This window comes from Microbacterium sp. Leaf288, assembly GCF_001422925.1.
Taxonomy (GTDB): Bacteria; Actinomycetota; Actinomycetes; order Actinomycetales; family Microbacteriaceae; genus Microbacterium.
In genome coordinates, this window is record NZ_LMNI01000011.1 from 47,614 (window position 1) to 62,773 (window position 15,160).

The window sequence follows — 15,160 nt, forward strand, 5'->3', positions numbered from 1 at the left end:
CTCGTATTTCGATCGGACGGTGAGAACACGCGATGGCGGACACGGGTACTTCGAGGCGGAAGCGCGGTCCCTACGCGCCCACCCTCGTTCGCCGTCGCCAGATCGCGACTGCAGTGCTGCAGCTGGTCGACGAGATCGGCCCCGAGTCACTGACGACGAGTGAGGTGGCCCTGCGGTCGAAGACGCCTGAGACGACGGTGCTGTATCACTTCCCCAGTCGAGACGATCTTCTCGTGGCTGCGCTGGAGCTGGCCGACGAGCAGAATGCAGAGGCGAGCCATCTTGATGATCCGGATCTGCGGTTGGATCCGGGTGAGCTCGCCAGGGTCTATCGTTCTGGCTCGCCGGCTGATCCGCGATCTCGTCTGGGGCAGCTCGTGCGCGGCATCGCGGCCACGCCCGGTACTTCCGCGGCGGCGTATGTTCGGCGTCGCGTCAATCGGCAGGTTGCAGTGTTCGCCCGCATGTTCGACCAGCGCAAGCGCGATGGACTGGCCCACCCCGACGTGGACTCGATCGATCTCGCACGGCAGACGATCGCCCTGTGGGAGGGGCTCGCCTCAGTCTTCGCGGATGACCCCGAAGCAGACGCGGGCAGATTGCTCGCGGAGGGCGTGCGTCGTCTGAGCGGCGAGAGCTGGATCACTCTGCAACGCGCGATCGGACGCGTCGAGCGGAACTTCTGACGTCGTTTCTCGAGTTGGCATCCTGAACTTCGCATCTCCCAGGCCGAACAAGAGGGTGGGGACGGGAGCGTCACGATGAACTTCGACGTCCGGCTGAGACGCGTGCCGGGGCGGCGCCGTCGACGACGGTCGCGCGGCCGAAGTCGTTGAGCGGGGCTCAGGGGCGGTCAGTAGGTCGCGCGCCCTCCGCTGATGTCGTAGACGGCGCCCGTCGAGAAGGACACCCTGTCGGACGCGAGCCAGGCGACCAGTTCCGCGACCTCGGAGGCCTCGCCGACGCGCTTCATCGGGATGAGGCTGGTGATGTGGGCGAGCACGTCAGGGGCCGTTGCATCGTTCATCGGAGTCGCGATGACGGCGGGAGCGATGGCGTTGACGATGACGCCTGTGGTCGCCAGCTCCTTGCCCGCGGACTTGGTCAATGCGATGACTGCCGCTTTGCTGGCGGAATACACGCTCAGGTTGGGATTGCCGTCTTTGCCCGCCATGCTGGCGAAATTCACGATGCGCCCCCAGCCGCGCTCGATCATGCCGGGCGCGAACGCTTGCATCATCGCAACCGTGCCGAGCACGTTCACCTCGAGCGTGCGCCGCCAATCGTCGGCGGTCGTCTCGAGGAGCGGCAGATTCGGCCCGACGACGCCGGCTGAATTGATCAAGATGTCGACCGCGCCCACTCGTGCTGCGAGATCCGACACTGCGGCACCGTCGGTGATGTCGATCATCTCGTCGGCGTCACCGGTCCGATCGACCGTGATCACGTGAACGTCGTCTGATCGCAGCCGTGCAGCCGTCGCGGCGCCCAGACCGCTGGCGCCACCGGTGACGATTGCGCGCATATTGATACTCCTGACTTTGAGGCCGACGAGCGGCCAGGGTTGAGGTTGATGGACGTGAAGCCCGCCGATGATGTGAGCTATACTACCCGCATTCCATATGTTTGATTGGCTTTCCGAAAGTTGGAATGATGGCCGCACCTCGCAGCTCCGCGTGGTATTCGGGTGATGACCGGAACGCGTACATCCATCGGGCGTGGATGCGTCGTGGGGTGCCCGCCACTGCGTTCGAGGGGCGTCCGCAGATCGCGATCGCGAATACGGCGTCCGATCTCACGCCATGTAACTCGCACCTCGATGAGGTGGCGCAGTCGGTGAAGAACGGCATCTACGAGGCGGGTGGTATTCCGCTGGAGCTGCCGGTGGTGTCGCTGGGGGAGACGCAGGTGCGCCCAACGGCGATGCTGTGGCGCAACATGGCGGCGATGGCGACCGAGGAGATGCTGCGCGCGAACCCGATCGACGGTGTCGTGTTGCTCGGTGGGTGCGACAAGACGATCCCGGCACTGCTGATGGCGGCGGCATCCGTCGATCTCCCTGCGGTGGTGGTGCCGGGTGGGCCGATGCTGACGGGTCATTTCCGCGGTGAGGCGCTGGGGTGCGGCACGGATGTGTGGCGGCTGTCCGAGGAGGTGCGTGCGGGCTCGTTGAGCGAGGAGATGTTCCTGCGCAGCGAGTCGTCGATGATTCGCTCGAAGGGCCACTGCAACACGATGGGCACCGCCTCGACGATGGCGCTCGTTGCGGAGGCGCTCGGCACGATCATCCCCGGCCTCGCGGGGACCCCCGCCCCCGATGCGCGGCTGCTGGAGGCGGCGCACGAGACGGGTCGTCTGGCGGTGCAGCTGGTCGCTGAGGACCGGCGCCCGTCGACGTTCCTGACGAAGGGGAGCTTCCACAACGCGATCGTGGCGCTCGCCGCGATCGGCGGGTCCACGAACGCGGTCGTGCATCTCCTGGCCATCGCAGGGAGGCTTGGCATCGACCTGACGATCGACGACTTCGACCGGATCGGTGCCGAGGTCCCGTTGCTGGTGAATCTGCAGCCCGCGGGCCGGTACCTCATGGACGACCTGTACCGGGCAGGCGGCTTCCTCGCGGTGATGCGGGAGGTGCGCGACCTGCTCGACCCCGTGGCGCTGACCGTCACAGGCAAGCCGTTCGTCGACTATCTCGAGGATGCCCGGATTTGGGATGCCGAGGTCATCACCCCGCGCGACAGCCCGTTGCAGCCGGCTGCCGGCATCACCGTGCTGCGCGGCTCCCTCGCCCCGGGGGGCGCGATCATCAAGCCCGCCGCCGCATCCCCGCACTTGCTGAAGCACCGAGGTAAGGCGGTGGTGTTCGATTCGGTGGAGGACTTCCACGCCCGCATCGACGACCCTGACCTCGACATCGACGCGGACAGCGTGATGGTGCTGCGCGGGTGCGGGCCGAAGGGCTACCCGGGCATGCCCGAGGTCTCGAACATGCCCTTGCCGCAGAAGCTTCTCGCACAAGGTGTGCGCGACATGGTGCGCATCTGCGATGGCCGCATGTCCGGCACTGCGTACGGCACGGTCGTGCTGCACGTGACCCCTGAGGCCGCCGCGGGCGGGCCCCTGGCGCTCGTGCAGACGGGGGACTGGATCGCGCTCGATGTGCGTGCCGGGCGACTCGAACTCGACGTCCCGGCCGACGACCTGGCCGCCCGCACCCCCAACCAGGCGACCCTGGACGCATACGCGGCCCCGGCCCGCGGATGGCAGCGGCTTTACGTGGATCACGTGCTGCAAGCCGATCAGGGTGCCGACCTCGACTTCCTCGTCGGTTCGTCGGGATCGAAGGTGTCGCGTGAGTCGCACTGACCACGGCGTCGGCGCCGCGGGCTCCACGACGCTTGCTCCGGTCGATACTGGACTGGTTGCTGCCATCGAGGCCGTCGGCGCCGCCGTGGGCACGCGCGCAACCGATCGGCTCGCCGCCGCACATGACGCGTCGCATTATCTCCTCACTCCGCTGGCGGTGGTGACCCCGACCGATGTCGGCGAGGTCGCTCGAGTGATGGCCGCCGCACGTGCCGCCGGTGCGTCGGTGACGTTCCGGTCGGGTGGGACGAGCCTGTCGGGTCAGGCCGGCACCGATCAGCTGCTGATCGACACGCGCCACCACTTCCGCCGCATCGACGTGCTCGACGGCGGAGAGCGGGTGCGGGCGCAGCCGGGCGCCACGGTGCGTGCTGTCAACGCGCGGCTCGCCCGTCACGGACGCAAGCTCGGGCCGGATCCGGCGAGTGAGATCGCGTGCACGATCGGCGGGGTGATCGCGAACAACTCCTCAGGGATGTCGTGCGGCACCCACGCGAACGCGTACCGCACCCTCGAATCCGCGGTCCTCGTGCTGCCGTCCGGCACGGTGATCGACACCGGCGCCCCTGATGCCGCGGGGAGGTTCGCCACCGCTGAGCCGAAGATCCACGCCGGACTCATCACCCTGCGCGACCGTATCCGCAGCGACCCCGCGTCGGTCGGGACGCTGCGGACGCTGCATGCGATCAAGAACACGATGGGCTACGGGCTGAATTCGTTCCTCGACCACGAAGAGCCGCTCGACATCCTCACCCACCTGATCGTCGGGTCCGAGGGCACGCTCGCGTTCGTGGCGCAGGCCACTTTCCGCACCCTGCCCGTGAAGCCGAACCTCGCCACCGGGCTGCTGATGTTCGCGAACCTGAGCGACGCGACCGCCGCCCTCCCGGCGCTGGTGGAAGCGGGATTCGCGACGATCGAACTGCTGGATGCCGCATCCCTGCGTGTCGCGCAGCACGATCCCGAGGCGACCGCGGAGCTTACTGGTCTCGTTGTCGTCGACCATGCCGCGCTGCTGGTCGAGTTCCAAGAGGAGTCTGCGGACACCCTCGGCGTCCGCACGGCCGCGGCAGCTCTAGTGCTCGCGGGCCTGCCGCTCGTGCAGCCGGCGACGTTGACGACGGATGCCGCGACCCGGGCGCAGCTGTGGCACATCCGTAAGGGCCTGTTCACCGCCGTCGCCGGTGCCCGCCCGTCGGGCACGACCGCGCTGCTGGAAGACATTGCTGTGCCGGTGGAACGCCTCGGCGAGACGTGCGAGCTGCTGATCGAGATGTTCGACCGATACGGGTACCAGGGGAGTGTGATCTTCGGTCATGCGAAGGACGGCAACATCCACTTCCTCATCAATGAGCAGTTCGATGACGCCGAGAAGCTGGCACGGTATGAGGCGTTCACCGAGGACATGGTGGCTCTCGTGCTCGCGCAGGGCGGGACGCTGAAGGCCGAGCACGGCACCGGCCGCATCATGGCACCGTTCGTGCACCGGCAGTACGGCGACGAGCTGTACGAGGTGATGTGGGAGGTCAAGCGCCTCATCGACCCGGGCATGACACTCAACCCCGGGGTGCTCCTCACCGACGACCCACAGGCTCACACCCGGCACCTGAAGACGGCGCCCACGGTGGAGTCCGAGGTCGACCGGTGCGTGGAGTGCGGGTACTGCGAGCCAGTGTGCCCATCGAAGGATGTCACCCTCACCCCGCGGGAGCGGATCGTGCTGCGGCGCGAGCTGCAGCGCGCCCGTGACCGTGGCGACGACCAGCTCGCACGCACCCTCGAGCAGGAGTACGGGTACGACGGTGTGCAGACCTGCGCGGTCGACGGCATGTGCCAGACCGCATGCCCGGTGCTCATCAACACCGGCGACCTCGTTCGCCGCCTCCGCAACGAGAACCAGAACGCCGTCGCGCAGGCGGGATGGAACCTCGCCGCGAAACAGTGGGATGCCATTAGCACCATCGGCGGCGTCGCCCTCAGCGTCGCGAAGGCGGTGCCCATCGCGCTGCCGGCGCTGGCGACGAAGGTCGGCCGCGGCATCCTGGGCGACGACATCGTGCCGCTCTATTCCCACGATCTCCCCGGCGGCGGCGAGCGCCGTCGCGTGATCACCGCGACCGAGCCGGTGGCGGTGTTCTTCTCGTCATGTACGAACACGATGTTCGGACCGATCGGTGGCGACGGAGTGGCTGAGTCGTTCCTGCGCCTGTGCGAGCGCGCCGGAGTGCAGGTCGCGACGCCGGATGACCTGACGTCGCTGTGCTGCGGAACCCCATGGAAGTCCAAGGGCCTGTCCGATGGTTATCGCACGATGACGGACCGGGTCGCCGCATCCCTGGCCCGTGCCACCGACGGCGGCAGACTGCCTGTGGTCTGCGACGCGTCATCGTGCACCGAAGGTCTTCAGGTGCTGCTCGAAGCGGCCGACCAGGCCGACGTCACCGTCGTCGACGCGGTCGCGTTCATCGACGAGCATGTCCTTCCGCACCTCCCCGCGGGCGAGAAGGTCGCATCCGTCACCGTGCACCCCACGTGCTCCTCCACCCACCTCGGCATCAACCCCGCACTCACCCGCGTCGCCGCAGCCGCGGCCGAGCGGGTGGTCGTGCCCGAGGACTGGGGATGCTGCGGCTTCGCCGGTGACAGGGGGATGCTGCACCCCGAGCTCACCCGCGCAGCGACCCGTCCGGAAGCCGCCGACGTGGAGGCTGCGGCATCCGACGTGCACGCCTCCCTCAATCGCACCTGCGAACTGGGCATGACCCGCGCCACCGGCCGGCCGTACCGACACATCCTGCAGGTGCTCGACGACACCCTCACGGAGGCCGCTACATGACCCCCTACGCAGCCGTCCCTTCGCTCGGCACTCCGCGTGTCGCCACCGGAGTCCCGCACTTCCTCGCCGAGGGCCCCGTGTGGGATCCGTTTCGCGGCCGCATTCTGTGGGTCGACATCCTGGCCGGTGACGTCTACGTGGGCAGGTTCGCTCACGGCGGCGCCATCGACATCGACGAGAAGGTGCCGTTTCCCGACACCGTCGGCGCCGTCGCTGTATCGGCGGCAGGGGAGTGGCTGGTCGCCGGCACCCGTCGGCTCTATACGCGCGGTGTCGACGGAGGGATCACCGCAGGCCCCGAACTCATCGATGTCGACGACCGGCGGTTCAACGACGGAAAGCCCGACCCCGCCGGCCGTTTCGTCGTCGGCACCAAAGGCCCCGGCGACGAACTCCTCCTCCAGGTCGCCCCGGACGGAACCGGCGTCGTGCTCGACGACGACCTGGGCCTGTCGAACGGTCTTGCGTGGACCGGCGACGGACGCACCCTCTACTCGATCGACACGCTGAGGCGCCGCATCCACGCCCGCGCCTACGACCCCGCCACCGGGGCGACCGGCGTCCGCCGGGTGTTCGTGGAGTTCACGCAAGGGTATCCCGACGGGATGACCGTCGACAGCGAAGACCACCTGTGGGTGGCACTGTGGGGCGAGGGACGCGTCGTCCGCATCTCACCGGCAGGCGACATCGTCGGAACAGTCGAGGTGCCTGCGCCGCACACCTCATGCCCGGTGTTCGCGGGCCCCGACCTCGACACCCTCATCATCACCACCGCCACCGAGGGCATGAGCCCTGACGATCTCGCCGCCAACCCTCTATCGGGACGCCTGTTCACCGTACGGACCGGACACCGCGGCATCCACCCCAATCTGTGGGCCGGAACCCCGCAGCCCACACCGCACCTGGAGGAAACCCCATGAAGCTGCTGCGCATCGGCGCACCCGGCGCCGAGAAGCCCGCCGCCCTGGTCGGCGACAACCACTACGTCGACCTATCTGACGTCGTCACCGACTTCGACGAGGCGTTCTTCGGCGCCGGCGGGCTGGACCGCATCGCGCCGATCATCGCCGAGCGTGCCGCCACCGGCGGCGAGCCCATCGGCGACCAGCGCATCGGCGCCCCGATCGCCCGCCCGCACCAGATCATCTGCGTCGGCTTGAACTACTCCGACCACGCGGCCGAGACCGGCCAGGCGGTTCCCAGCGAGCCGATCCTGTTCACCAAGTCGCCCAACACCCTCGTCGGACCCAACGACGATGTGCGCATCCCGCGCGGCGCGACCAAGCCCGACTGGGAGGTCGAGCTCGGCATCGTGATCGGCAAGCGCACCAGCTACCTCGACACCGTCCACGACGCCCACGACCACATCGCCGGGTGGGTGCTCGTCAACGACGTCTCGGAGCGCGCCTTCCAGATGGAACGCGGCGGACAGTGGCTCAAGGGCAAGTCCGCCGAGACCTTCAACCCCGCGGGACCCTGGCTCGTCACCCAAGACGAGGTCGAGAGCGTGACCGACCTGGGCATGTGGCTCGATGTCAACGACGTGCGCCGCCAGAACGGGTCGACTTCGACGATGATCTTCGACCCGTACTTCATCGTCCACTACATCAGCCAGTTCATGGTGCTCGAACCCGGCGACCTCATCAACACCGGCACCCCTCCCGGCGTCGGCATGGGCCTCACCCCCCAGGTCTGGCTGCAACCGGGCGACGTGATGACCCTCGGCATCGACGGCCTCGGCACCCAGCGTCAGACCGTGGTCGCTCCCCGATGAGGGCCCTCGTCATCACCGGCCCGCACCGGGCCGAGATCCAGGACGTCGAACCGCCTGTCGCCGGACCGGGCGACGTCGTCGTGGACGTGAAGCGGGCCGGCATCTGCGGCACCGACATCGAACTGTTCACCGGCGAGATGGCCTACTACGCCACGGGGCACACCACGTATCCCGTTCGGATCGGGCACGAGTGGATGGGTGTCGTCTCGGCCGTCGGCGACGGTGTGGATGTGTCGTGGCTGGGCGCCCGCGTGACCGGCGACACGATGCTCGGCTGCGGTGAGTGCCGCCGCTGCGCGCGGGGGCTTCAGCACGTGTGCGAGTATCGCGGCGAACTCGGGGTGCGGGATGGACGCGCTGGTGCCCTCGCCGAGCAGGTTGCCGTGCCCGTCACGTCGCTGCACCGCTTGCCTGACGCCGTCGACGATGCGCAGGGCGCCATGGTCGAACCCGGCGGCAACGCCTACCGCTCGGTTGAAGCCGCCGACCTGAATCCGGGAGATCGGTGCCTTGTCCTCGGTCCGGGCACGATCGGAGTTCTCTGCGGGCTCTTCGCGCGGGCCGCAGGCGCGGAAGTGCACCTGCTCGGGCGCAGCGAGCGCTCCCTGACGTTCGCGAGGTCCCTCGGCTTCGACGGGGTGTGGACCGAGGATGAGCTGCCTGAATTGCCATGGGACGCTGTCATCGACGCGTCCAACGCCCAGCACCTTCCCGCTATGGCACTCGACCTCGTCGAGCCCGGGAAGCGTGTCGTCTACGTGGGCCTCGCCGGGGCGCCGAGCTTCATCGACACCCGCGACCTCGCCCTCAAGGACGTCACCGCAGTCGGCGTCCTGAGCGCTTCACCAGGTCTCGCGGGGACGATCGCTTCCTACGCGGCCGGAGAGGTGGATCCCCGCGCCCTGATCGCGGCTACCGTGACTCTGGATGAGCTGCCCGCGATCCTCGCCGGCGCGCGATCCGAGGGCGCGGGACCCGGTCCCAAGATCCATGTGTCGATGAACGTCATAGGCGAGTGATCACATCCGTCTGGCCGGTCTGAACGAGCCGGCCAGACGGCGTGGTCTGCGGGGCTCAGAAGTCCCGAGCATTTGATCGCACGAGTTGGAAGATCTGATCCATCGTGTGGAAGGTCTTCCTGTCCGTATCCGGGTCATGCGGGTAGAAGCCGTTTCCCGTCTTCGCGCCGAGGTGGCCGGTCCGAACGAGTGCAGCGAGAAGAGGACTGGGCTCGGTGGCGTTGCTCAGGCCCGGGAACAATCCGGCGGATACCTTCTCCCAGATGTCGAGCCCGCCGAGATCCGTGACGCCGATCGGCCCCGCGGCCGCCCACCGCGGCGCGAGCCCAGCCGCGACGATGTCATCGATGGCGCGGGGTGACGCGATGCCCTCCTCCACGAGGGCAAGAGCCTCACGAAGGAGCGCGGCTTGCAAGCGATTTGCGACGAATCCGGGAACCTCTCGCTGCAGGAGCACAGGATGCCGGCCCATTCGGTTGAGGAGGTCGACGATCTCGGCGGTCGCAGACTCGGCGGTCGCCGGCCCCGGCACGATCTCAACCAAAGGCACGAGCTGCGGGGGATTGAAGAAGTGTGCAACGAGGAAACGCTCGGGATTCCTGACCGAGGGTGCGAGGACGCTCGGCATGAACGTGGAGGTGTTGGAAGCGAGGATTCCGTCCGCGTAAGTCGACATCTCCGCGAGGACGGTGCGTTTCACATCGAGGTCCTCCGCCACTGCTTCGATCACGACATCGGCGTCTTGGACGCAGTCCCGGATGCTGGACGAGATCGTGAAGCTGCCGTGATCGGACCACGACTGTTCTGGGGAAACCGAAACTCGACGGGAGTCGAAGCCGCGGACTTCGCAGTTGTTCGCCGCGAAGAGGTGTGCGAGAGCGAGGCCCATCGTCCCCATCCCCACGATCCCGACGACGGTCATGCGTCGACCTCCGCGGCTCTCGCGCGGCACGCGGCGTCGCGCCGCGAATCTCCTCGGGCACCTGCCTCAGCGGCCGGTCGCAGGGTTGCGCCGGTCGATGTGCAACTGTGAACGGTCATCATGATGAGATCTCGCCTTGCGTTAAGTGGAATGCTCTTCCGTATAGAAGAATAGATGATGGCGGCGGTCACCCGCCATTGGGGGTTGTGGTCGAGCGTATGAACACGGGAGTGGTGAGTCACCGGTGGTGGGCGGGCCGAGCCGGTTCCCGTGCCGGCGCGCGCTCAGCGGGCTATGCACGTCGCCTGCACACACCGGATAACCTGACTGGACACGTACTTAGGAGAGCGCGGCGACTCGGAGCTCGGTGCGCCCGCAAGCCGTCACGGGGAGACAAATGACAGCCGGGGGTGATGACGAGCGGCTCGTCGGCGCTGACAGAGTCCTGGCGGTGATGGCGGCACTTGCCGAGCACCCTTCGGGGGCGACCCTCGAGGACGTGGCACAGCATGTCGGCGCCACCAAATCGACCGTTCATCGAGCGCTGGCAACGCTGCGACGGGCGGGTTTGGCGATGCAGCTTGGACGAGGTGTCTACATCCTCGGGGATGAGTTCTACCGGCTCGCCTTCAGCAGCTATGCGGCACGGCCAGAGCGCGCGCTCATCCAGCCGGCGATCGAAGAACTCGCACGAAGGTTCGGCGAGACGGTGCATTATGCGGTCTTGGACGGTCAAGAGGTGGTCTACAGGGCGAAGGTGGACCCGCCGACCGGGGCGATCCGGCTGACGTCGGTGATCGGTGGGCGCAATCCCGCATACGCCACGGGAGTCGGCAAGGTGCTGCTGGCTGACGCCGTGGGTTCAGAAGAGGAACTGCGAGCGCTGCTGGGCGATCACTACCCGCAGCGCACCCCACGGACTATCAGGACCGCGGAAGAACTCTGGTCAGATCTCGTCCGCACTCGTGAACGCGGGTACGGTGTGGACGATCAAGAAAGTGAGATCGGAATCAACTGTGTCGCGCTGCCTGTCAAGCTCGCCGCGAACGCCCCCGCGGTCGGTGCCGTCAGTATCAGTGCGCTCGCATTCCGCCGCCCCCTCGCGGAGCTCATCGAGCGGGTAGACGAGATACAGTCCGTCATCTCGACCCTCCGGGGCTCAGCCGCCGAGTAGGGAACTCGTCGAGCCGCGCGAGCGCGTGTCCCGGCATCGGGCCCATCGGGTCCGGGGCTCGTGTCGCACCCGAACCTGCGGCCATCGCGTGTCGGCGCAGGCGGCCGGGAGTTCTGGTCGTGCGGGACCTCCCTCGGATCTACTTGAGCAGCAGCTGGTGCGTACCCGGTCGCAGCTCCTCTTCATTTCCGTCGACGATGACGTCCGCGACCGATCCGGCCGGAACCTCGACGCGCAAGAGAAGTCCTCCCGGGCCGCGTTCCCAGGACACCGCGGCCTTCCCGCGCGGGGTGTCGTGATGGATTCTCGCGCCCGTGACTCGTTCGTCAGCCAGAGGCGACACCTCGAACCGCCTCCACCCGGGGGCGGTGAGCCGCATCCCGCCGACGCGTTGTTGAATCCATGACGCGACCGAGCCGAGGAAGTAGTGATTTCTCGAGCGGGCATCGGGATCCCACGACTCCAGCAGAGTCGCTTCGCCGTTGTCGAACCACACTCCCCAGCCCGGACGGGTCCGTTGCGTGAGGACGGTGAGCGCAAGATCATCACGGCCGGCTGCAGTGAGCACCGGCAGAAGGTGTCGGACGCCGATCGCGCCGACATCCAGGTGACCGTCTGTTCGCTGCTCAAGATCGTTGATCAGACTGGTGCGCACCGACGCGACATGTTCGGCGGGGACGGCGTTGAAGGCGAGCGGAAGAACATTGAGCACTTGCCGGTATTCCACGCCGTCCACGGCGTAGTACCCCTGGGTCTCATCGAAGTAGGCGTGGTGGTATGCCGCGGCGGTGGATCGGGCCGCCCGTGCGTAGCTGGCCGCGCGGTCGTCATCCATCTCCTCGAGGACCGACGCCGTGTGCTGGAGCACGGTGACGGCCATCATGGTGGCCGTTGGAGCCATGCCTTCAGGGGGGATCGCGTACCCAGGCGCGAGCCAATCGCTCCAACTCCGGTCTATCCAGAGGCCACCGTCGGTTCTGCTGAGCAACTGGTCTGCGAAGCGCACGATCATCGGTGCGTACCGCTCTAGTACAGCGATGTCGCCGTACTCGCGGTACAGGTACCAGGGGACCAGTACCGCGGATGCTGCCCAAGCCGGATCGGAGTCGCGCATCGTGCCCGGGGTCGGAACGATCTGGGGGACGGCTCCATCCTCCCGTTGCGCATCGACGTGGTCGTCCATCCACTTTCGAAAGGGCTGGCGCAGGTCGAAGTGGTGTAGGAGGGCTTCGGTCGCCAGGTGCGCGTCGGCGGTCCAGCCGTTCTTCTCGTAGATCGGGGTATCGGTGGGGATGCCGTGCAGATTGTTGCGGAATGTGCGGCCGAAGGCGGAATCGATCCAGCCGATGAGAGGGTCGCTCGCTTCGAACTCGCCCATCTCCTGCAAAGGCGTGTAGATCGGTACTGCTCGCACGTACTCGACTCGGAGGTCGCCGGTGACCTCGACCTGCATCCACCGGAAACCGCGGTAGCCGAACTGCGGTTCCCATTCATATGCGGTCACCGGGGCATCGATGATCAGCACGTCGACCTGGGCTTCTCCGGCGATGAGGACGTTGTTGCAGATCACCCGTCCAGCATCATCCCGCTGTTCCCCCGAGACCACACGAACTGTGCCGCTGCTCCCCGCGACGACACAGCGAACGCGACCGGTAATGACGGACCCGAAGTCCAGCACGGATCCGCCGCTGTCCAAGGTCTCGATGACAACGGGCGGCATCGGGGGATGGGCCGTAATCGGCTGATGGTGCGCTTCCGTGAGGGCGCCGCGCGGCGCGCTGACCACCGTGACCGGAGACCACTTCATCTCTTCATCGCCCACGCGCCATGTCTCGCCACCGAACAGCAGGTCCTTCTCCACGGGCCCGGACGTGGTCTCCCAGTGCGGTCCGGTCATGAACTCCAGGGACCGGCCGTCGCTATAGGCGACGTCGAGGCGGGCGAGGGCTGCCGGTTCCCGGTGCCAGGGCGCGACATTCCACCCCCAGATATCTCCACCGCGGGCCGAGTAGCGCTCTCGGCCAGCCTCGATGAGAATCTCGTTTCGGCCCGGGCGCAGCAGGTGACCGACGGGCCATGTGCGATAGAGAATCGTCTTGTCGTAATCAGTGACGGCCGGACCGATCGCTTCGTTGCCGACCCGATGCCCGTTTATGCGGACCACCCCGCACCCTAGAACCACCGCGGTCAGGGTCGCGTCATGGACCGAACCTTCGACGGTGATCGTGCTGCGGAACCATGGGTTCGGGGCAGGATCCGTCTCGACGGCGAGGAGACGGGTCCCGGGCACCGGCTGCCCGTCACGTGTGGCCTGTCCGAGCACTGAATTGGGGGATACACCGTCATCGCTGTGAGGTGCGGCATCCGCGGTATGCCATCCTGTGGTGCCTTGCTCGGCGCGGAGAACCAGCCGGTAGTGTCCAGCCGGTGCCGAGACCGGAAGTTCGACGAGCTGTCCGAACCAGTCCCAGATCAACTGCGGGCCCTGCACGGTCCGGTCAGTGATGAGCGTGCCGTCGACGGACTCGAGGCGGAGGGTGAAGCGCGTATGGGCCGAGTAGGGGTCATCCACATCGCCCGGACCCGCCACGTCGACAGTGACCGCAGTGATCGGCCCGGACACATCGAACTCCTGGGCGATCTCGCCTCCTTCGTCCACCCAGTCGATGCGAGCGCGCCGATTCTCACGCGTTATGCGCTGGCTCGGCGGCACCGCACGCGAAATCCACTCGGCGCCTCGGAACGGATCGGTGTCAGTCATTGCGTTACTCCGGTGGGGGGGTGAGTACAGCGCCACGAGGTCAGCGGGCGCGGACTCCGCGAGCGCTGCACATGACGTCGGGGGACACGAAGGCCCGGATTTGGGTTCGGTTGCCAGCTGCGAGGGCCGCTCGCTATCCGAGTGCGTCGCGGAGGGCAGTCGTCACGCTGATCCCACGATCCATGTCCAGCATCCGATTGGTCACGTAGGCGAATCCCACGCGGGCGTCGGGATCAGCGAATGCCACCTGACCACCGGCGCCGTCGTGCCCGAACGACGCCGGGGTGAGGTAGGGGTCCCAGTCGGTGGGGATCATCACCCCCGCGCCCCACGCCTGGTACGGAGCCGGACCACTGTTGAAGAACGGGAGCCCTGCACTGCGAGGCCTCGCCATCGCCTCGGCAGTCTCCGTGGTCCATAGCCGCACACCGCGGGTCTCAGCGACGGTGGCGGACCAGATGCGTGCGAGACCCGTCGCGCTCGATATCGCGCCGGCTCCGCCGATCTCCGCGGCGTGCAGGTCACGCCCGTTGAAACCGTCCGCTGGACCAAGGAGGTCGGCTTCCAGCGCACCGCCCAGCGTGACCGCCCTCTCAAGCCACTCCGCATCGGGATTCTCATCTCCGGGCGGCGGCCAAGCTACAGCGGGCTGACCTTGAACGAGCCGGGCCACCCGCGGTTCGAGGTCGCCGGGAAGGCCGAGCCAGGTGTCTGCCCCGAGAGGCTCGGCAACCTCGGCGGCGAGGAACTCGCCGAGCGAACGGCCCGATATCCGGGCGATGATCTCGGCAGTGATCGCCCCCACCGTCACGGCGTGATACTGGTGCGCCGCTCCCGGCGTCCAGAAAGGCTTCTCAGCGGCGATGATGCGCGCGAACTCGGCGCCGTCGAGGAGCTGCTCGAGTGTCACGTCGACCCGGGGCGCTGGGACCCCGGCGCGGTGCGCGAGCGCATCGCCGACGGAGACCCGGCCCTTGCCGTGAGCTGCGAACTCGGGCCAGATGTCGGCGACCGGGACGTCGAGGGAAGGCAGGGCGCCGGACTCGAGCAGGCGTCCGATGGCGATCGCCGCCAATCCTTTCGTGCACGAGAAGACGACGGTCAGCGTATCGGGTTGCCAGGGCGCCCCGGTGCGCTCATCGGCCGTGCCGCCTCGCGCCTCGATCACCTGCTGCCCGTCCAGCCACACGGACAGGGCGGCGCCGCTGCGCTCCGTCTCGGCGAGGGTCTTCGCGAACGCGTCAACGACGGGCGCGAATCGGTCCTCGGCGATCAGATCTACGGATACGTCGCGCGTCATGGCGT

11 protein-coding genes are annotated in these 15,160 nt (G+C 67.5%); 7 read left to right on the plus strand and 4 right to left on the minus strand.

Annotated elements, in window-relative coordinates; genetic code table 11:
- The first annotated feature begins 113 nt into the window (after nt 1–113).
- The gene (locus ASF40_RS09680) at nt 114–686 is read left to right on the plus strand and encodes a TetR/AcrR family transcriptional regulator (RefSeq protein WP_056368506.1); all 573 of its coding nucleotides are present in this window, start codon (nt 114–116) and stop codon (nt 684–686) included.
- A gap of 167 nt (nt 687–853) precedes the next feature.
- On the opposite strand, the gene ASF40_RS09685 is transcribed toward ASF40_RS09680, so the two are convergent.
- Entirely contained in the window at nt 854–1,525 is a 672-nt protein-coding gene (locus ASF40_RS09685) for an SDR family NAD(P)-dependent oxidoreductase (protein WP_056368508.1), read from the minus strand.
- A gap of 128 nt (nt 1,526–1,653) precedes the next feature.
- Here ASF40_RS09685 and ASF40_RS09690 point away from each other — a divergent pair, with 128 nt between their 5' ends.
- Genes ASF40_RS09690 through ASF40_RS09710 form a run of 5 tightly spaced genes read left to right on the plus strand, consistent with a single transcriptional unit; the run spans nt 1,654 to nt 8,998 of the window.
- Nucleotides 1,654–3,369 (plus strand): IlvD/Edd family dehydratase, encoded by a 1,716-nt coding sequence (locus ASF40_RS09690; RefSeq protein ID WP_056369833.1) that lies wholly within the window; start codon nt 1,654–1,656, stop codon nt 3,367–3,369.
- Nucleotides 3,356–6,205 (plus strand): FAD-binding and (Fe-S)-binding domain-containing protein, encoded by a 2,850-nt coding sequence (locus ASF40_RS09695; RefSeq protein WP_082496978.1) that lies wholly within the window; start codon nt 3,356–3,358, stop codon nt 6,203–6,205. Before ASF40_RS09690 ends, ASF40_RS09695 begins: the two co-directional genes overlap by 14 nt.
- Nucleotides 6,202–7,125: an SMP-30/gluconolactonase/LRE family protein gene (locus ASF40_RS09700; RefSeq protein ID WP_056368511.1), complete on the plus strand. Its 924-nt coding sequence runs from the start codon at nt 6,202–6,204 to the stop codon at nt 7,123–7,125. The genes ASF40_RS09695 and ASF40_RS09700 overlap by 4 nt, the downstream gene beginning before the upstream one ends.
- Nucleotides 7,122–7,979: a fumarylacetoacetate hydrolase family protein gene (locus ASF40_RS09705; protein WP_056368513.1), complete on the plus strand. Its 858-nt coding sequence runs from the start codon at nt 7,122–7,124 to the stop codon at nt 7,977–7,979. The genes ASF40_RS09700 and ASF40_RS09705 overlap by 4 nt, the downstream gene beginning before the upstream one ends.
- Nucleotides 7,976–8,998, plus strand: a complete 1,023-nt coding sequence (locus ASF40_RS09710) for a zinc-dependent alcohol dehydrogenase (protein WP_056368516.1) — start codon at nt 7,976–7,978, stop codon at nt 8,996–8,998. The genes ASF40_RS09705 and ASF40_RS09710 overlap by 4 nt, the downstream gene beginning before the upstream one ends.
- A 55-nt stretch (nt 8,999–9,053) precedes the next feature.
- Here the strand turns inward: ASF40_RS09710 and ASF40_RS09715 are convergent, their stop codons facing one another.
- Nucleotides 9,054–9,920, minus strand: coding sequence for a 3-hydroxyacyl-CoA dehydrogenase family protein (locus ASF40_RS09715; RefSeq protein WP_056368518.1), 867 nt, complete (start codon nt 9,918–9,920; stop codon nt 9,054–9,056).
- Between the two features lie 397 nt (nt 9,921–10,317).
- Here ASF40_RS09715 and ASF40_RS09720 point away from each other — a divergent pair, with 397 nt between their 5' ends.
- Nucleotides 10,318–11,094, plus strand: coding sequence for an IclR family transcriptional regulator (locus ASF40_RS09720; RefSeq protein WP_056368520.1), 777 nt, complete (start codon nt 10,318–10,320; stop codon nt 11,092–11,094).
- A gap of 139 nt (nt 11,095–11,233) precedes the next feature.
- Here the strand turns inward: ASF40_RS09720 and ASF40_RS09725 are convergent, their stop codons facing one another.
- Both ASF40_RS09725 and ASF40_RS09730 read right to left on the minus strand, forming a co-directional pair.
- Nucleotides 11,234–13,855, minus strand: coding sequence for a family 78 glycoside hydrolase catalytic domain (locus tag ASF40_RS09725; RefSeq protein WP_082496979.1), 2,622 nt, complete (start codon nt 13,853–13,855; stop codon nt 11,234–11,236).
- Between the two features lie 133 nt (nt 13,856–13,988).
- A complete protein-coding gene (locus ASF40_RS09730; protein WP_056368524.1) occupies nt 13,989–15,155 on the minus strand; it encodes a serine hydrolase domain-containing protein in 1,167 nt (388 codons plus the stop codon).
- Nucleotides 15,156–15,160: the final 5 nt, after the last annotated feature.